The organism is Cupriavidus sp. 96C5-1 (assembly GCF_057798855.1).
The window spans coordinates 18,281-37,052 of sequence record NZ_JBYOJU010000015.1 but is presented as its reverse complement, the minus strand read 5'-3'; the positions used below and the strand labels follow the sequence as shown (position 1 = coordinate 37,052).

General features: G+C 68.6%; 16 protein-coding genes. 9 read left to right on the top strand and 7 right to left on the bottom strand.

Features of this window, described 5'->3' with window-relative positions:
- Positions 1-4 precede the first annotated feature (4 nt).
- The 7 genes from AC3FOF_RS17905 to speE all read left to right on the top strand — a co-directional run bounded on the left by AC3FOF_RS17905 (position 5) and on the right by speE (position 7,833).
- Positions 5-1,204, top strand: a complete 1,200-nt coding sequence (locus tag AC3FOF_RS17905; RefSeq protein WP_488727323.1) for a CaiB/BaiF CoA transferase family protein — start codon at positions 5-7, stop codon at positions 1,202-1,204.
- Between the two features lie 126 nt (positions 1,205-1,330).
- Positions 1,331-2,713, top strand: coding sequence for an MmgE/PrpD family protein (locus AC3FOF_RS17900; RefSeq protein ID WP_488727322.1), 1,383 nt, complete (start codon positions 1,331-1,333; stop codon positions 2,711-2,713).
- 36 nt (positions 2,714-2,749) lie between these two features.
- Positions 2,750-3,598, top strand: a complete 849-nt coding sequence (locus AC3FOF_RS17895; protein WP_488727321.1) for an HpcH/HpaI aldolase/citrate lyase family protein — start codon at positions 2,750-2,752, stop codon at positions 3,596-3,598.
- The gene (locus AC3FOF_RS17890; RefSeq protein WP_488727320.1) at positions 3,595-4,449 is read left to right on the top strand and encodes an HTD2 family dehydratase; all 855 of its coding nucleotides are present in this window, start codon (positions 3,595-3,597) and stop codon (positions 4,447-4,449) included. The genes AC3FOF_RS17895 and AC3FOF_RS17890 overlap by 4 nt, the downstream gene beginning before the upstream one ends.
- A 108-nt stretch (positions 4,450-4,557) precedes the next feature.
- Positions 4,558-5,532 carry a tripartite tricarboxylate transporter substrate binding protein gene (locus AC3FOF_RS17885; RefSeq protein WP_017224745.1) on the top strand — a complete coding sequence of 325 codons (975 nt, stop codon included), beginning with the start codon at positions 4,558-4,560 and terminating at the stop codon, positions 5,530-5,532.
- A 127-nt stretch (positions 5,533-5,659) separates the two neighbouring features.
- A complete protein-coding gene (locus tag AC3FOF_RS17880; RefSeq protein ID WP_488727377.1) occupies positions 5,660-6,112 on the top strand; it encodes a MaoC family dehydratase in 453 nt (150 codons plus the stop codon).
- Between the two features lie 464 nt (positions 6,113-6,576).
- Entirely contained in the window at positions 6,577-7,833 is a 1,257-nt protein-coding gene (speE, locus tag AC3FOF_RS17875; protein ID WP_017224747.1) for a polyamine aminopropyltransferase, read from the top strand.
- 94 nt (positions 7,834-7,927) lie between these two features.
- Here the strand turns inward: speE and AC3FOF_RS17870 are convergent, their stop codons facing one another.
- The 3 genes from AC3FOF_RS17870 to AC3FOF_RS17860 all read right to left on the bottom strand — a co-directional run bounded on the left by AC3FOF_RS17870 (position 7,928) and on the right by AC3FOF_RS17860 (position 11,673).
- On the bottom strand, positions 7,928-8,890 hold the full coding sequence (locus AC3FOF_RS17870; protein ID WP_017224748.1) for a Bug family tripartite tricarboxylate transporter substrate binding protein: 963 nt from the start codon (positions 8,888-8,890) through the stop codon (positions 7,928-7,930).
- A 187-nt stretch (positions 8,891-9,077) separates the two neighbouring features.
- A complete protein-coding gene (locus tag AC3FOF_RS17865) occupies positions 9,078-10,622 on the bottom strand; it encodes a class I adenylate-forming enzyme family protein (protein ID WP_276269109.1) in 1,545 nt (514 codons plus the stop codon).
- Between the two features lie 82 nt (positions 10,623-10,704).
- Positions 10,705-11,673: a Bug family tripartite tricarboxylate transporter substrate binding protein gene (locus AC3FOF_RS17860; RefSeq protein WP_488727319.1), complete on the bottom strand. Its 969-nt coding sequence runs from the start codon at positions 11,671-11,673 to the stop codon at positions 10,705-10,707.
- A gap of 326 nt (positions 11,674-11,999) precedes the next feature.
- Here AC3FOF_RS17860 and AC3FOF_RS17855 point away from each other — a divergent pair, with 326 nt between their 5' ends.
- Entirely contained in the window at positions 12,000-13,208 is a 1,209-nt protein-coding gene (locus tag AC3FOF_RS17855; RefSeq protein ID WP_488727318.1) for an acyl-CoA dehydrogenase family protein, read from the top strand.
- Positions 13,209-13,294: 86 nt separating this feature from the next.
- Positions 13,295-14,422, top strand: coding sequence for an acyl-CoA dehydrogenase family protein (locus AC3FOF_RS17850; protein ID WP_488727317.1), 1,128 nt, complete (start codon positions 13,295-13,297; stop codon positions 14,420-14,422).
- 117 nt (positions 14,423-14,539) lie between these two features.
- On the opposite strand, the gene AC3FOF_RS17845 is transcribed toward AC3FOF_RS17850, so the two are convergent.
- From AC3FOF_RS17845 to AC3FOF_RS17830, 4 genes are all read right to left on the bottom strand, one after another.
- On the bottom strand, positions 14,540-14,782 hold the full coding sequence (locus AC3FOF_RS17845) for a DUF1272 domain-containing protein (protein ID WP_488727316.1): 243 nt from the start codon (positions 14,780-14,782) through the stop codon (positions 14,540-14,542).
- Between the two features lie 21 nt (positions 14,783-14,803).
- Complete coding sequence (locus AC3FOF_RS17840) at positions 14,804-16,342, bottom strand: acetolactate synthase large subunit (protein WP_488727376.1); 1,539 nt, start codon at positions 16,340-16,342, stop codon at positions 14,804-14,806.
- 84 nt (positions 16,343-16,426) lie between these two features.
- Entirely contained in the window at positions 16,427-17,242 is an 816-nt protein-coding gene (locus tag AC3FOF_RS17835; protein WP_488727315.1) for a GntR family transcriptional regulator, read from the bottom strand.
- Positions 17,243-17,588: 346 nt separating this feature from the next.
- Positions 17,589-18,569 (bottom strand): helix-turn-helix domain-containing protein, encoded by a 981-nt coding sequence (locus tag AC3FOF_RS17830; protein ID WP_488727314.1) that lies wholly within the window; start codon positions 18,567-18,569, stop codon positions 17,589-17,591.
- Positions 18,570-18,772 lie beyond the last annotated feature (203 nt).

The following is an 18,772-nucleotide window of genomic DNA, read 5'->3' as shown; positions in this document are numbered from 1 at the left end:
GCACATGCTTCCTTCGCACCAGGGCATCCGCCCGCTCGACGGCATTCGCGTCGTTTCCCTCGAACATGCCGTGGCCGCCCCCTTTGCCACCCGCCAGCTGGCCGATCTCGGCGCGCGCGTGGTCAAGGTGGAACGCCCCGGCGCCGGCGACTTCGCGCGCGGCTACGATGAGACCGTCAACGGCCAGGCCTCGCACTTCGTCTGGCTCAACCGCGGCAAGGAGAGCCTGACGCTCGATCTCAAGCAGGACGAAGCGCAGGCCGTGCTGCACCGCCTGCTGGCCGATGCGGACGTGCTGGTGCAGAACCTGGCGCCCGGCGCCGCCGCGCGCATGGGGCTGGATTTCGCCAGCCTGCACCCGCGCTACGGCAAGCTCATCGTGTGCGACATCTCCGGCTACGGCGACGCCGGCCCTTATCGCGACAAGAAGGCCTATGACCTGCTGATCCAGGCCGCCGCCGGCCTGATCGGCATCACGGGCAGCGCGGACGAGCCATCGCGCGCCGGCATCTCCATCGCCGACATCGCGGCCGGCATGTACGCCTACAGCGGCATTCTCTCCGCGCTGCTGCAGCGCGGGCGCACCGGCCAGGGCCTGCGCGTGGAAGTGACCATGCTCGAGGCGCTCACCGAGTGGATGAACTACGCGCTGTACTTCGGCCACTACGGCGGCACGGCGCCGGCGCGCTTTGGCGCTTCGCATCCGGCTATCGCGCCCTATGGCGTGCATCGCACCGGCGACGGCGGCAGCGTGATCTTCGGCCTGCAGAACGAGCGCGAGTGGCAGGCTTTCTGCCAGAAGGTGCTGGGGCAGCCTGCGCTGCTGAAGGACGCGCGCTTTTCCTCCAACTCGGGCCGCGTGAAAAATCGTGCCGAGCTGACCGCGCTGATCGAAGCCCGCTTCGCGCCGATGACAGTGGCGCAGGTGGAAGCGCTGCTGGACGAAGCGCAGATCGCCAATGCGCCGATGAACGATATCGAGGCCGTGTGGAACCACCCGCAACTCGCGGCACGCGGGCGCTGGCGCGAAGTGGCCAGCCCTGGCGGCCCCATTGGCGCGCTGCTGCCGCCGGCCAACCTGTCGGGCGTGGAACCGGTGATGGGCGACGTGCCGGCGCTGGGCGCGCACAGCGCGGCCATCCTGGCGGAGCTGGGATACGGCGCAGAGGAAATCGCCAGAATGGCAGGCAGCAAGACGATTTGAGCCGCAGGACCCAGCCATGGCGCCCGCGTGCATGCTCGCGCGGGCCTGGCTCCCCTCTCCCGCGCAGCGGAGGAGGGCAGGAACAGCAAGATCACAAGACAACCCCGAACACCGTCCGGAGCCGGCATGAGCCAAGCCACTGACCACACCTACCCCACCCGCCAGCTGTGCGACTTCCTGGCCCGCTTCAAGCTGGCCGACGTGCCCGCCGAGGTGGTGGAACGCACCAAGGACCTGTTCCTCGACTGGATCGCTTCGGCCATCGCCGGCAAGGACGCACCGGCCGTTCGCAAGCTGCAGGCGTTCGCCGCCGCGATGGGCCCGCAGCAGGGTCCCGCCGAGGTGCTGGTGGATCGCCGCCGCACTTCGCCGTACTTTGCCGCGCTGATCAACGGCGCGTCCTCGCACGTGGTCGAGCAGGACGACGTGCATAACGGCTCGGTGCTGCACCCGGCCGCCGTGGTGTTTCCTGCCGTCATCGCCGCCGCACAGGCCGAGGGCAAGAGCGGCGCCGACGTACTGCTGGCGTCCATCGCCGGCTACGAGGCCGGCATCCGCATCGGCGAATTCATGGGCCGCTCGCACTACCGCGTATTCCACACCACCGGCACCGTCGGCACGCTGGCGGCAGCAGCGGCTGTCGCCAAGCTTTATGGCATGGACGGCGAGGGCATCAACCAGGCGCTCGGCTCGGCCGGCACCCAGGCCGCCGGCCTGTGGGAATTCCTGCGCGACGCGGCTGACTCCAAGCAGCTGCACACCGCCAAGGCGGCCGCCGACGGACTGATGTCCGCATGGATCGCGCGCGCCGGCTTCACCGGTGCAAAGCGCATCCTGGAAGGCCCGCAGGGCATGGCCGCGGGCATGTCGAGCGACGCCAACCCGGCTGCCCTGACCGATCGCCTGGGCGAGCGCTGGGCCACCGCCGAGACTTCGTTCAAGTTCTTCGCCTCCTGCCGTCACACGCACCCGGCGGCGGACGCGCTCAAGGACCTGATGCTGCGCGAGACAATCCGCGCCGGGCAGATCGCCAGCGTGACCGCGCACGTGCACCAGGGCGCCATCGACGTGCTCGGCCCGGTGACCGATCCCAAGACCATCCACCAGGCCAAGTTCTCGATGGGGACCGTGCTGGGCCTGGTGGCGGTGCATGCGCACGCCGGCCTGGGCGAGTTCGAGGAACATGCACTGCAGGACGCCAAGGTGGCTGCCTTCCGCGACAAGGTGGAGATGGTGCTGGACGACGAGATCAATGCCGCCTATCCGCGCCAGTGGATCGGCCGCGTCACCGTAACGACCACGGACGGCCGCACCCTTGCGGGCCGCGTGGACGTGCCCAAGGGCGATCCCGGCAATACGCTGTCGCGCCCCGAACTCGAAGCCAAGGCGCTGCAGCTGGGGGCCTTCCGCCGCGGCGCCGGCGAGGCGGAGATGCGCGCCATCATCGCCCGCGTATGGGCCCTGGAAAAGCAGACGGACGTCAACGACTGGCTGCCGGTCGGCCAATGAGGGCCAATGACGGCCAACCATAACGGGATCCGCTCCATGTCCACCGCCATCACCTACCTGTTCGTGCCGGGCGACCGGCCCGAACGCTTCGACAAGGCCGCCGCCGCCGCGCCCGACGCGCTGATCCTCGACCTGGAGGACGCCGTGCACCCTGACCGCAAGCCGGCCGCGCGCACGGCCATCGCCGCGTGGCTGCTGGAACGCGGCGCGCAAGCGCAGGCCCATGTGCGCATCAACGACACCGGCTCGCCGGCTTTTGCCGCCGACATGGACTGGCTGCGCGCGCTGCCGCCCGACGCGCCGCTGGCCGGCCTGCTGGTGCCCAAGGCCGAAGACCCCGCCGCGCTCGGCGAGATCGCACAGGCGCTGGCCCAGGTCAATCCGCAGGGCCGCATCGTGGCCATCGTCGAAAGCGCGCGGGGCCTGCACGGCATCGACGCGGTCGCGTCTGCCCCGGGCGTGTCGCGGCTGGCCTTCGGCTCGCTGGATTTTGCCGTGGACCTGGGCTGCGCCCATACCCGCGAAGCGCTGCTGACGGCGCGCTCGCGCATCGTGCTGGCGTCGCGCGTGGCCGGGCTGCCGCCACCGGTGGATGGCGTCACCACCGCACTCAAGGACGAGGCCGTGCTGGCCGGCGACGTGGCGCACGCGCGTGCGCTCGGCTTCGCCGCCAAGCTGTGCATCCACCCAGCCCAGCTCGCCGCGGTACGCGCCGGCTTCCTGCCCACCGCCGAACAACTGGACTGGGCGCAGCGCGTGCTGGCCGCCACCGCCAGCGGCAGCCACGCGGTGCAGGTCGATGGAAAGATGGTCGACCGTCCCGTCATTGAACAGGCCCGGCGCATGCTTGCGCTGGCAAACCATCCCGCAGCCAGCCAGCCATGACCCAGCTCGAAACCCTGCGCACCTGGATCGGCCGCAGCGAAAGCCGCACCGAGACCCTTTCCCCGGAACCCGTGATCGGGCTCGCCGCCACCCTCGACCTGGATGGAGAAGCACTGTTGCGCGGCCCGCTGCCGCCGCTGTGGCACTGGCTCTATTTCCTGCCGCGCGCGCCGCAGCGCGAACTCGGCGATGACGGCCATCCGGCCCTGGGCGGCTTTATGCCGCCGGTGCCGCTGCCGCGCCGCATGTGGGCCGGCGGCGAACTGGATTTCCGCAAGCCGCTGCGGGTGGGCGATACCGTCACGCGCACGTCCACCGTGCGCAATGTCGAGCACAAGAGCGGACGCAGCGGCGAGCTCTGGTTCGTCACCGTGGAGCACGTGCTGACGGTCGGAGACGAAGTGGCGCTGAGCGAGCGCCACGACCTGGTCTACCGCGCCATGCCGGAACCCGGCCAGCCGCTGCCGCCGCGTCCCCGCCTGGCCCATCGGGCGCAATTCCAGCGCCAGCTGCGCGCCGGCCCGGTGATGCTGTTCCGCTTCTCCGCGCTCACCTTCAACGGCCACCGCATCCACTACGATCAGGACTACGTGCGCGACGTTGAAGGCTACCCCGGCCTGGTGGTGCATGGCCCGCTGCAGGCCGTACTGACGCTCGATCTCCTGGCGCGCGAAAAGCCCGGCGCCACGGTACGCCGCTTCGGCTTCCGCGGCCTCGCGCCGCTCTTCGACCACGACACCTTGACGGTAGGCGGTACGCTCGACGCCAGCACGCCAGGCAAAGTCATCCTGTGGACCGGCGACGATGCCGGCGGCCAGTCGATGGAGGCCTGGGCGGTGGTGGAGAACTGAGCGGCGTCTGCCGCGCGCGGGCGAGAGGCATCAAGACAACGACAACATCGCATCGGGATTGAAGGCAAGCACAACCACAATCACAATCACAACAAGAGGAGACTTCCGATGCACGCAATCCGGACCATCCGGCGCCTCGCCCGCGCCGCACTTGTCCTGTGCTGCGCCACCGCCGCGTACGCGCAGACAGGACAGCCCTACCCCACCCGCCCGGTAACGCTGATCGTGCCATACGCCGCCGGCGGCACCACCGACGTGGTGGTGCGCCAGTTCGCCGTGGCCTTGCAGGCAGCGCTGGGCCAGACCGTAGTGGTGGACAACAAGCCCGGCGTAGCCGGCACCATGGGCGCGCTGGCGCTCAGGCAGGCCAGGCCGGACGGCTATACCCTGTCGGTCATGCCGGTGACGGTCTTCCGCCAGCCGTTCATCCAGAAGACCGCCTTCGACCCGGCCCGCGATTTCACCTACCTGTCGCGCATCACCGGCTATACCTTCGGCGTGGTGGTGCGCGCCGATTCCCCATGGAAGCACTGGAAGGACTTCCTGGACGCCGCGCGCGCCCGGCCCGGCACCGTCAGCTACGGCTCGCCGGGGCAGTTCAGCTCGCCGCATATCACCATGATGGAACTGGTGGGCAAGGAAGGGCTGACCGTGAACCACGTCCCCTTCAAGGGCGATGCCGACTGCCTGAATTCGCTGATGGGCAACCATGTGCAGCTCTGCGCGGCGGGCAGTTCCGCCGGCACGCTGGTCGATGCGGGCAAGCTGCGCTGGCTCAACCTGTGGACCGCGCAGCGCTCCGCGCGCTGGCCGGACGCGCCCACGCTGCGCGAGCTTGGCTACGACATCGTCTCCAACTCGCCCTACGGCGTGGCCGGGCCAAAGGGCATGGATCCCCAGGTGGTGCGCATCCTGCAGGACGCGCTGCGCCGCGCCGCCGAGAATCCCCAGCATCTTGCCGCGCTCAAGCAGCAGGACCAGGACCTGATGTACCTGGACAGCGCCGGCTACACCCGCTTTGCCATGCAGCAGATCGCCCAGGAGAAAGCGTTGGTGGAGCGCCTCGGCATCAAGGCTGACTGATCCCCGCGTTGCGTCCGCTTTCCGCGCTTTCCTTTCCACCCTATCCGCTCACGCACCGCCAACCATGACCATCGAGACCTCCCCCGGCAACCCTGGCGCAACCGTCTTCGATCCGCGCAGCCACCGCATGTGCGAACAGCGCTATTTCGAGGATTTCGCGCCCGGCGAGCGCTTCGTGCTGCCCTCGCGCACCATGACCGAAGCGCTGTTCGCCGCCTTCCAGCTTGCCAGCGGCGACAACCATCCCGTGCACTACGATGCCGAGTACTGCCGCGCCCACGGCATGCCGCACATGCTGGCGCACGGCTACCAGGTGCTGATCCAGACCGCCGCCGGCGCCGGCCTGTTCCCGCATATGGTGGAGGAATCGCTGAAGGGTTTCCTCGACCAGAGCAGCCGCTTCCTGCATCCGGTCTACGTAGGCGACACGCTGTACAGCACGCTGGAGGTCAGCGAACTGGCGCCGAATCGCGCCACCGGCGTGTTGACCTTGCGCGCCACGGTGCACAACCAGCACGGCGTGCTGGTGCTCGACGGCGTGCAGCGCTACCTGCTGCGCAAGCGCCTGCCGGCAGCCTGAGCACGTCCCGTCGATGGATTCATCGCAAAGGACAGGCGATTCCCTCGTGAATTGGGAAAGATCCTAGGCGAGCCCGAAGACCCCTGTAAACAAAGGCGAAAACGGCCGACGCCCGGAAAATTCCGAACGCTACGGCAGATGGCAGCGGCGCCAGGCGTCTTCTCTTGGCGGATCAACTCGGCTACACTTGGCCACGCCATCCGCACTGCGCATAGCGCATAGCGCGCCGATGGAGCCGGGTCGGCGCGAATCCCATCGCGCTTCACGCCGCGGACATCCCCGGCTTCTCACCGAAGCCGCGCGGCCGGACCCACCGCCAGCAACCACACCGGACCAGGCCGAAGCCTCGAGCCGGTCCGCGTTGCCCCACCCGACAGCCCGCCCCCAGACTGTGCGACCCTTCGCACATGGCGCATGCCATTGCCGCGCCGGCAGGCTGGAACGAATGGAGGAATAAGCCAGACATGCAGGGATTGCACCTCACCGCTGATTTATACGATTGCCGCTGCGCGGCATCGCTGCTGGTCGATGCCCAGCTTCTCGCCCGCCTGTGCCGCCAGGCCGTGGCCGCCGCGGGCCTGACACTGGTGGCCGAGAAATTCCACACTTTTCCCGATCACCAGGGAGCGCAAGGCGGCGTCACCGGTGCCGCGCTGCTGGCGGAATCGCATCTGGCCGTGCACACCTGGCCGGAGCGCGATGCCGTCACGCTCGACGTCTACGTCTGTAACTTCTCCGCCAACAACTCGGCCAGGGCCGAAGCCCTGCTCGATGCCTTGCTGGTCGCGTTCGCGCCGCGCCAGCAGAACACCAACCGCCTGCTGCGCGGCTCCGACGATCCGCAGGACCATGCCAACGAATTGCTGCTGGAGTGGCTCAGCCCGGACAGCGCCTACGGGTTCCGCGCCACGCGGCGGCTGGAGACGGTGCGCACGCAGCATCAGCTGCTGGAGGTATTCGACACGCCGCAATGGGGCAAGCTGTTGCGGCTGGACGGCACCTACATGACCTCGGAGCGCGACGAATTTTTCTATCACGAGCCCATGGTGCACGCCGCGGCCATCACCCACGCCAACCCGCGCCGGGCGCTGGTGCTCGGGGGCGGCGACGGCGGCGCCTGCGAGGAGCTGCTCAAGTACCCGGCGCTGGAACGCGTGGTGCTGGCGGAACTCGATGCGGAGGTGGTCCGCGCGGCGCGGGAGCACCTGCCGCGGGTGCACGGCGGCGCCTTCGACGACCCGCGCCTGCAACTGCGGATCGGCGACGGCTTCGCCTATATGGAGGCGCAAAGCCGCGACCCGCACGGCGAACGCTTCGACCTGGTGATCCTGGACCTGACCGATCCCGATACGCCGGCGCAACCGCTCTACACGCCAGAAGCGCTGCGCCTGGTCAAGTCGCTGCTGGCGCCCGGCGGCGCGCTGACCATGCATATCGGTTCGCCGGTCTTCGAGCCGCAGCGGGTGCGCGAAGTCGTGCTGCAACTGCGCGCGGTATTCGAGATCGTCAGGCCCTTCGGGCTGTATGTGCCCTTGTACGGCGCCTACTGGGGCATGGCTTTCGCTTCCGACGCGCTGGACCCGCTGTCGCGCCTGCCGTACGAAGTCGACCTGCGCCTGCGCGGCTATGGCATCGGCGAGCTCGACTACTACAACGGCGATGTCCACCGCGCGCTGTTTGCCTTGCCCAACTACTATCGGCGGCTGGTGCAAAGCCACTGAGACTGCCATGGAATGGCATCGGGCCCCGCGTGCGGGGCCCGATGCCAGGGGCGCATGGTGCCATGCCCGCCATGCCTGCCCGCTCGGCGAGACATCAATCCACCTGGATATTCGCGGTCTTGACCACCCCGCCCCACAGCTTCAGTTCGCGCTGGATGCGGTCCGCCAGCGGCTTCGGGCCCGTGATTTCGAGATCGTAGCCGCCTTGCGTCATGCGCTGCCGGAAGGCGGGATCGTCGCCGACGGTCTTTTGCGCCTTGACCAGCTTGTCCGTCACCTCGGCGGGCAGCTTGGGCGGGCCCACCAGCGCGTACCAGCCGGTGATATCGTAGTTCTTCATGCCCGACTCGATCATGGTCGGCACATTCGGCAGCGCCGGGTTGCGCGTCTTCGACGTCACCGCCAGCGCGCGCACCTTGCCGCCCTGGATATGTCCGATCGCCGTACCCGTGATGTCGAACATGAACGTTACCTTGCCGCCGATCACGTCGGCCATCGCGGGCGAGTTGCCCTTGTATGGCACGTGCAGCATCTTGACCCCGCCCATCTGCGCCAGCAGTTCGGCCGACAAGTGATTGGACGCGCCCACGCCAGCCGAGCCGAAGCTGACGCCCTCGGGATGCTTGCGCGCGTAGTCCACCAGTTCGCCTACATCCTTGGCCGGGAAATCCTTGTTGATCAGCAGTACATTGGTGTAGTCCGAGATCAGGCCGATATAGCTGAAATCCTTGGTCGGATTGAAATTCACCGACCTCTGGATCAGGGGCGTCATGGTCATGGTGGGACTGGCCACGAAGTACAGCGTGTAGCCATCCGGCGGCGCCTTGGCGGTCAGGTCGGCGGCAATGGCGCCGCTGGCGCCGGCGCGGTTGTCCACCACCACCGGCTGCTTGAGCACGCGGCCCAGGTAGTCGGCATAGATGCGCGCGGCCGTATCGACCGGGCCGCCGGGGGCATAGCCCACGATCAGCTTCACCGGACGCGCCGGATAGGTGTCCGCCCATGCAGCGCCCTGCGCTACTGCCAGCAGCATGCCGGCCATCATCCATTGCTTCATCTGTCTCCTCCTTATATGAATTTCCGCCAGGCCGCGGCGGGCCGTGGCACTGGACGCGAGAACGCTTCGACCCGCGGCGAAGCGCTGCCGGCGGCGGCATGGGTCCGCTGGATCACGGAACCCGGCCGGTGCCGGCCATCGCCTTCGCCGCAGGTTTCAGTCATCAGCGGGCTTGCCATCGCCGGGTTCATGCCGCGACCGCGCCACCGGCCAGCATGGCGCGCAACGGCTGCTTCAGGAGCTTGCCGCTGGCGGTGGTGGGAATGGTCTCGATCACGCGGATCTGCGCGGGACGCTTGTACGGTGCCAGGCTTTCGCGCAGATAGGCCTCCAGCGCGCCAGCATCCAGCGCCGCGCCCGGCTGCGTTTCGATAAAGGCCACGACTTCTTCATTGCCATCGGCTGCCGTGCGCCCGACCACGGCGGACTGGCGCACGCCGGGAAAGGCATTGATGACCGACTCCACCTCGATCGGGTAGACATTGAAGCCCGAGCGGATGATCAGGTCCTTGGAACGGCCCACGATGAACAGCGCGCCGTCCTCGCCTAGCAGGCCGAGATCTCCGGTATTGAGCCAGCCGCCTGGCAGCAGCGCCTCGGCGGTCTGCTCCGCGTTGCGGAAGTAGCCGCGCATCACGCCGGGGCCGCGCACCCGGATCTGGCCGCGTTCGCCCGCGGGCATCGGTTCGCCCTGCTCGCCGGTGATGGCGATTTCCACGCCTTCGACGATGTAGCCCGCCGAGCAATCGCTGCGCGGCGCGTCCATCCGGGTGATAAACAGCGAGCCGGCATATTCGGTGATGCCGTAGCCGTGGTGCAGCGGCTGGCCGAACCAGGCCTCCGTGTCGCGCTTGAGGGTGGGATCGAGCGGCGCGCCGCCGGTGTAGAGATAGCGCAGGCGGGGAAACGCGGCGGCCCCGCCCGGCAGCGACGACTCGCGCGCCACCGCCATGATGCGCGTGAACATGGTCGGCACGCCTTGCAGCATGGTGACGCCGGGCGACGCCAGCGCCGCGAACACGTCGGCCGCATCGAAGCGGGGCCGCATCACCAGGCTGGCGCCGGCATACAGCGTGGCCATCAACACCGTGGCGATACCGAAGATGTGCGACAGCGGCAGCGCGCCGTAGGCGATGTCGTCGGGACCGAGGTCGCGCGAGGTGGCCGAGATCCGCGCGAAATGCGTCAGGCCGGCATGCGGCACCATCACGCCCTTGGGCGCACCCGTGGTGCCGGAGGTGTAGATCAGCGTAGCGATGTCGCGCGCCTGGGCCGCGTCCACGGGCGCCGGCGGCTGTGCGGCACGCACGGCGGCGAAGCGCGAATCCAGCGCGGCACAGTCGACGGGCTGCGCACCGAGCCGCGCGGCGTGCGCGGCCGCCACGTCGGAGACATGACTGGTAAAGAAGGTCAGCAGCGGTTCGGCATGCGCGCGGATGCCGTCGATCTCGCGCGGCGAAAGCCGCGCGTTGACCTGGATCGGCCATGCGTGCAGCGTGCTGCAGGCAAACAGCATCACCACCATCTCGGCGCAGTTCTCGCCCACCACCATCACGCGGTCGCCCTGCCCTACGCCCTGCGCGGCAAGCCAGTCGCGGGTGGTGGTGATGCGCTGCCACAGCGCACCGTAGCTGACGATGCCGCCGGCCTCGTACAGGCAGGGCGCCTGGGGCGATTGCGCGGCCCAGTGCTGCGGGATGTCATGGATGAATTCAGGGCGAAAGGAAGACATGATGCTAGCGATGGTGAGAGGGGAACCGGACTGCCTGGTCCGCAAGCGGGCTCATGGGACGACTCGCGAGGGGACGCACTGATTACTGATCCAGACTGATATGAGCCGACTTGATCAGGCCGTCCCACTTCTGGTACTGGGTGCGCATATACGCGCCGAACTGCGCCGGCGTGGAAGGAAAGGGCACGGCGCCCTGGCCCGCCAGCCGCGCCGCCAGCTCCGGCTGCGCGAGCGCGGCCACGATCTCGGCGTTGAGGCGGCCGACCACGGCCGCCGGCGTATTGGCCGGCGCCACCACGCCGAACCACGCGGTCAGTTCGTAGCCGGGCACGCCCGCCGAGGCCAGCGTCGGTACGCCGGGCAACTGTTCGGACGGCTTCGCGGTGGTGACCGCCAGCGCCCGCACGCGGCCGTCGCGCACATTGGGCAAGGCGGTGGAAATGCTGTCGAACATCATGGTGAGGCGCCCGCCGATCAGGTCGGTCATGGCCGCGGCGCTGCCCTTGTACGGCACGTGCTCGATGCGCACATCGGCCAGATGGGTGAAGAGCTCGCCCGCGAGATGCGAGGACGAGCCATTGCCGAAGGAACCGTAGCTCAGCTTGCCGGGCTCGCGCCGCGCCAGTGCGAGCAGTTCGGCAATATTGCGCGCCGGCACGGAGGGATGCACCACCAGCACATTGGGCAGGTAGGCGACCGAGGCGACCGGCGCGAAGTCCTTGAGCGGATCGTAGCCGGGCTTGCCGTACAGGCTCTTGTTCACGGCCAGCGGGCCAAAGGTGCCGAACAACAGCGCATAGCCATCGGCCGGCGCGCGCGCCACCGCCACGGCGGCGATATTGCCGCCCGCGCCGGGCCGGTTCTCGATCACCACCGGCTGGCCGAGCCGCACCGCCAGCGCATGGCCGACCTCGCGCGCAAGCAGGTCGGTGGCGCCACCCGGCGGAAAGGGCACCACCAGCCGCACCGGCTTGTCTGGGTATGCCGCCAGCGCGCCAGCGGTGGCGAACAGCCACCCGCACAGCGCCAGCCATCTGGTCCAACGTGACATCGCCTGTCTCCTCGGCGTTATATGTTCTTGCAGTGATGGAACTGCGCCAGTTTGGGCCAGGCGCCACCGGCGTGCCATTTGGATTTGGCTAAGGCCGTGTTCGGGATGGCCGCCGCGGACCGCTTCACCGCCCGGCCGCGAGACCACTGCCCCGCCCGGCAGGCCAGACCCGTTCAAGCATGCCGAAGGACGGCTTTGCCATTGTGGAAGCAGCGAATCCCGCCGCGACCCATAGAATCGCTGCACTGCATCGAGGAGGCGGCCGGCAGCCCGTGGCGCATCGCCAGGGCGCGAAGGCCGGCCTTCCCAACCGAGGGGACAATCAGATGGATTTGCGTTTCAGCGCGGCGGAACAGGCGTTCCGCGAAGAGGTTCGCAGTTTCGTGCAGGCCAGCCTGCCGGCGGATATCCGCGACAAGGTACTGGCCCACCAGCGCGTCGAGAAGGATGACTACGTGCGCTGGCACCGCATTCTTCACGCGCAAGGCTGGGGTGCGCCGACCTGGCCGAAGGAATGGGGCGGCACCGGCTGGAACGCACTGCAGCGCCTGATCTTCGAGATCGAAGCCTTCCGCGCCGGCGCGCCGCGCCTGCTGCCTTTCGGCCTGACCATGATCGGCCCGGTGCTGATGAAGTACGCCAGCCCCGAGCACCAGCAGCGCTTCCTGCCGCGCATCCCCACCGTGGAGGACTTCTGGTGCCAGGGTTATTCCGAACCCGGCTCCGGCTCCGACCTGGCCTCGCTCAAGACCCGCGCCGTGCGCCGGGGCGACCGCTATATCGTCAACGGCCAGAAGACCTGGACCACCATGGCGCATTTCGCCGACTGGATCTTCTGCCTGGTGCGCACCGATAGCGAGGCCAAGCCGCAGGAAGGCATCTCGATGCTGCTGATCGACATGAAGACGCCGGGCGTCACGGTGCGCCCCATCGTCACGCTCGACGGCGGCCACGATGTCAACGAAGTCTGGTTCGAGGACGTGGAAGTGCCCGCGGCCAACCTGCTGGGCGAGGAGAACCGCGGCTGGACCTACGCCAAATACCTGCTCGGCCACGAGCGCACCGGCATTGCCGGCATCGGCCACTGCAACCGCGAACTGCGCCAGCTCAAGCACTACGCCGCGCAAGCCACCGACGGTGCCGGCCGGCCGCTGATCGACGACGTGCGCATGCGCGACAAGATCGCCCGCATCGAGATGGACATCATGGCGCTGGAAATGCTGCTGCTGCGCGTGGCCACGCAGGACGGCGGCCGCGGCCCTGGCCCGGAAGCCTCGATCGTCAAGATCCGCGGCTCCGAGATCCAGCAGGACCTGGCCATGCTGCAGATGGAAGTGGCCGGCCCCAACGCCTGGCCGTATTCGCCGCGCTGGCTCGAAGCCGGCGCGGCGCCGCCGGCCGATACGCCGCTGCACGCCCCGGCCTGGGCCGCGCCCGCCGCCTCGACCTACTTCGACATGCGCAAGACATCGATCTATGGCGGCACCACCGAAGTACAGAAGAACATCATCTCCAAGATGATCCTGGGTTTCTGACGGCGCGTACCGGAAGGACGCACTGAAAGCACGCGCCAGGCGCGAGAGCCCCGAGACACGCAAGGACGGAAGGAATCAACACAGCCATGGACTTCAACTACAGCGAAGAACAGCAGATGCTGGCGGACAGCCTGCGCCGCTTCATCGATACCGAATACACCTTCGACAAGCGCCGCAAGACCGCCCGCGGCGGCGGCGGCATGGACCGCGCGGCCTGGGCGCAGCTTGCCGACATGGGCGTGCTGGGCCTGACCGTGCCGGCCGAATACGGCGGCTTTGGCGAAAGCGCCGCCAGCCAGCTCGTGGTGCAGCGCGAACTCGGGCGCGGCCTGGTGCTGGAACCGGTCACGCCGAGCGCCGTGATGGCCGCTGCCGTGCTGAACGCACATGGCAGCAATGCCCAGAAGGCGCACTGGCTGCCCGCCATCGCCACCGGCCAACGCGTCGTCACCCTCGCCTACCTGGAGCCGACCACCCGCTACCGCCCCGAGACCGCGCGCGCCAGCGCCGAACGCAAGGGCGACGGCTATATCATCAATGGCAACAAGAGCCTGGCCTGGCACGGTGAAGCCGCCGACGCCTTCCTGCTCACCGCGCGCATCGCCGGCACCAACGAACTGGCACTGTTCCTGGTGCCGCGCGATGCCGCCGGCCTGACTGTACGCGGCTATCCCACCATGGACGGCCTGCGCGCCGCCGACCTGGTACTGCAGAACGTCGCGGTAGACACCACCGCCGTGGTTGGCGACGCAGCCGACGGTCTGACCGCCCTGCTCCACGGCATCGACCACGGCATTGCCGCGCTATGCGCGGAAGCCGCCGGCGCGATGGAAAAGCTGATCGAGATCACAGCCGAATACCTGCGCACGCGGCAGCAGTTCGGCAAGCCGCTGGCGGCGTTCCAGGCGCTGCAGCACCGCATGGCGGACATGCTGGTGCAGAAGGAGCTGGCGCTATCGATGGCTTACGTTGCGGCGCAGGCGCTGGATGAAAGCGATCCGGCACAGCGGCGGCGGATGCTGAGTGCGGCGAAGGTGACCGTGGCCAAGGCCGGGCGCCTGGTAGGCCAGCAGGCGGTGCAGCTGCATGGCGGGATGGGCATGACGGATGAGCTGGAGGTGGGGGATTACTTCAAGCGGCTGACGATGGTGGATGTGCTGCTTGGGGATAGTGATTACCATCTGCAGCGGTATGGGGAAGCCATGGCGGCATGAGGATCCGGGCCTGCGGCTTGGGACCAAAGGCGGAGTCTTGAACGCAAGACCGGCTGCGGCGCCACCGTCAACGGAAGGTGAAACCGCAGCCGGCTCATGAATCCGGCTCGGTTCCGGTCAAGTGCCGCATCCCTGCGGCTTGAAAACCCTGGCGCCAGAAGGCGGAAACTTCCCCAGCTTGCCAGCCGGCCGCCGCGGCCTTGCCACCAGTTCCCCGCCGCAGTTCGGGCAAACCCCGCCCAACCTCTCCCCTGCGCAGTCCGCACAGAAAGTGCATTCGAAAGAACAGATCCGCGCCTGGGCCGAATCCGGCGGCAGATCCCTGTCGCAACACTCGCATCCAGGCCTGAGTTGCAGCATGATGCCTCCTTCGGGGTAAATTCAGATCACCAGTTCGATCACGAACGGACCCGGGCGCGCGTTCGCCATGCTGAACAGCTCGGCAAAGCGCGCCATATCGTCCGCCCGCGCCGCTTCCACGCCCATGCCGTTGGCCAGCTGCACCCAGTTGAGGTCAGGGTTGCCGATGTCGAGCATATCCAGCGCGGTCTTGCCCGGGTTGGCGCCGACGCCGGCCAGTTCGCCCAGCAGGATGGCGTATTTGCGGTTGGCCAGCACCACCACGGTCACGTCCAGCTTTTCGCGTGCCATGGTCCAGAGCGATTGCAGCGTGTACATGCCGGAGCCGTCCGCCTGCAGCGCGACCACCCTGCGCCCGGGCGCGGCCACCGCGGCGCCGGTGGCCAGCGGCAGGCCGTCGCCGATCGCGCCGCCGGTGAGCTGCAGCCAGTCGTGCGGCGCGGCATGCACGGTGCCGGGATAGAAGGCGCGCCCGAAGCTGACGCTCTCCTCCACCACGATGGCTTGTTCGGGCAGCAGCGCGGTGAGCGTTTGCGCCACGGCTTCGGAGGTCACCGCGCCCTTGGCGATGTCGTGCGAGACGATCGAGCCGGGCAGCGACACGGCCGGCGCCCCCAGTTCGTCGGCAAGGCGCGCCAGCGCTTCGGCGAGATCCTGCTCGGGGCGAGCCAGCACAAAGACTTCGGCGTCTTCCGGATAGGGACGCGGCGACTTGCCCGGATAGGCGAAGAAGGTCACGGGCGGCGGCGCGCCGACCAGGATCACGTTGCGGATGCCGGCCATCCTGGCGCGGGCGGCGTCGCCGGAGTACGGCACGCGATCCACGTTGAAGCGGCCCCGGCCGCGCGCCACGCGCGCGTTGGACATCGGCGTGATCAGGCGCGCATCGGTGGCAGCGGCGATGCGGTGGGCGTCGGCCAGCGGCGCTTCGCGCAGCGCGGTGCCGGCCAGCACGATCAGGGTGGGCTGGCCCGAGCGCAGCACGCGCGCGGCTTGCTGGACCGCATCGGGAGAGACCTTGGACACGGGAATCGGCGCCAGCGGCGCGGCCACGATGCCACCCGCATCCCAGCAAACGTCGGACGGCAGGATCAGGCTGGCGACGCCGCCGGGCGCGGCGCAGGCGGCCTGTACCGCGGTGGCGGCATCGGCGCCAACCGAGGCGGCATGCGTGGCGGTGCGGGTCCAGACCGAGACCGGGCGCGCCCAGCCTTCGGTATCGGCGGTCAGCGGCGCATCCAGCGGGCGGTGATAGGTCGCCTGGTCGCCGACGATATTGATCACCGGGGTCTGCGCGCGGCGCGCGTTGTGCAGGTTGGCCAGGCCGTTGGCCAGGCCCGGGCCGCAATGCAGCAGCGTGGCCGCGGGCTTGTCCGCCATGCGGGCGTAGCCGTCGGCGGCGCCGGTCACCACGCCTTCAAACAGGCCGAGCACGCAACGCATGCCGGGAATACGGTCAAGCGCCGCCACGAAATGCATCTCGCTGGTGCCGGGGTTGGCAAAACAGGTATCCACGCCGCACGCCAGCAGCGTCTTGACCAGGCTCTCGGCGCCGTTCAGCTCGCCCTGCTCGTTGTCTCCTTGGTTCCCTTGGTTGCGCTCGGTAGTCTGCATTTCGATGATTTCCAGTTGGCAGGTTGTTGATCAGGCATCGGGGCCGCGCGCTGGGCGCGGCGGGGCATAAGCAGGGGCGGCGCCCGCGCCGGGCGCGAGCAGATCGAAATCCAGGCACACGAATTCGCTCGGGAATTCGATGCGCGCGTAGTAGACAATCACACCGTCGACACAGGCGTAGCGCCGCAATTCGGCCACCGGCGCGCCGACCGGCAAGGCCAGCCTGGCTGCCGATTCCGCGCCGGCGGCGATGATCGACAGCCGCTGGCGGGCGGCCGTGACTTGCAGCTGCGGAAAACGGTCGAGCACCGGCACCGACGGGCCGTGCCGGAATGCCTCCGGTTTTCGCGCGAACACACTGGCTTCGATAAAGACTTCGCCCAGGGCGAAGGGACGCTGCTCGATCCGGTGCAGCCGCCGCAGGAAGCGATAACCCGGCGCGCGCGCAGCCGCGCACGGCATGCCCAGCTCATCGGGCAACGGCACCGCGCCGTCGGACTCACCCAGTGCCTCGGTGTCGAGCTGCTCGCCGACCGCCACCACCTGGTCCCAGCTCACGGGCAGCATCAGCGCACGGCGCTCGCGGCAGCCGGCCTTGACGAAGGTGCCGCGCCCGCGCTCGCGGGTCAGCAAGCCCTCCTCGTCCAGCACGGAGAGTGCGTGATGCATGGTCATGCGCGCCACGCCGAACTCGCGGCAAAGCTGTTCGAGCGACGGAATACGCGCGCCCTGACGCCATTCGCCGCTTTCGATATGGCGGCGGAAGATGGTGGCGAGCTGGAGGTAAACAGGCTGGCGGCTGCGGGAAAGAAGGTCGCCTGAGGCGGCGGAAGCTGGGATTGGCATCTTCGGCTGAAAGCGGCGCGCGGGCGCCGGTGGGTAGGGATGGCCGCCAGAGACTGCCGTGGCTTGCCTGCCGCTGCAAGCGAAAGACTTTAATAAGGTCTATAAAACTAGACTACTGGGGTTTACTGCAATGCCGGCGAAAGAAAAAGCGCGGGACAGAGGCCGCGCTTTGGATCGCTGACAGGATCGGCACTGCGCATATTGTCTCCCCCTACCCGGGAACCTCTTCCAAGTCGTTGAATTTATTGGGGACAATTTCAAGGCATTGTTGTAGAAATAGTGGCTAGTGGCCCGAATGGCCCGTGCCGGGCCACATCCACGGCGATGCGAAGCGAGCCGTGGAGGCTCACCTCCCCGCCACCGTCGCCGACGGCAACTCCCCAAAAAACGCCCGGTACTGCGCCGCAAACCGCGGCAGATGATTAAACCCCCACCGCGCCGCCACCGCCCCCACCAGCGCGGGCTCCGAAGCCTGCCGGCTGCGCAGCGCCTGCCGTACGCCATTCATCCGCAGCGCGCGCACGAATTCCAGCGGCGCCAGCCCGGTGACTTCGTTGAAGCTGTATTGCAGGGTCCGGCGCGATACGCCCAGGCGCTCGCACAGGATCAGCACGCTCCACGGCGCGTCCGGCGCCGCGCGCACCATCTCGTAGGCTTGCGCCACCAGCCGCCGCCGCGCCGGTGGCGTGGGCAGCAGCGCATCGCCGCGGTCGTGCGCGAGGAGGGAGACCACCGCCATCAGCAAAGCGTCGCGCATGGCGCTTTCGACGAAGCGCTGGTTGAATACCTCGCTCTGCGCGGCGGTGGCGGCCAGCACCGCGAGCATGGCCGCGCGGAATTCCTCGGAAGCGGCACGGCGCACCTCGGTGGCCGGCGGCAGGCGCGTGATGAGGCCGGCATCGCCTTCGCGCTCCAGTGCGCGTTGCAGCGCGGGCATGGGCAGGGTCACTCCCAGCAGGTCCAGTGCCGGTGGCGTGCGCATGGCCAGCGGCAGGCCGTTGCCGGCCCGCAATACGGTGTCGCCGCTCATCCGGTAGCCGGAAAACCAGCCGCCTTCGCATTCGCGGTGCGGCAGGGCGATCGAGAGATAGCCACGCTTGGCCTCGCCCTCTTCCAGCAACGCCTGGTTGGTCTGCTCGCGAAAGACGTGGACGTCGCCAAAGGTCGCCTGCTGCACCCGGGCCAGAAAATGCCCTGGCGTGAGCTGCTGGTAGCGCTGGTGCCAACCGTCGAGGCCGCCCGCCGCCATGGCCGCCTCGGTGGCGACCATGTGGCGTACCGGGCGCGCGCTGGCGCCCGTGTCGAGGGGCGTGATGTTGCTGGACATCCGTGGCAGCCTGGTGGGGCGGTTAATGCCATCGGCGGCTCGTCATGACCGGCCGCGGAGGACTTTTTGGGGCAGGCACTGCGCAACGATTGTAGCGCCGGCCGGAGCCACCGTCGATGCGCGGCGCGGCACGCGCGCTGCCCGGGCCGGCGATGCCCGGGCACAACAGGCCGCCAGCCCTTGCATTTGTTGACAGTCGCCGC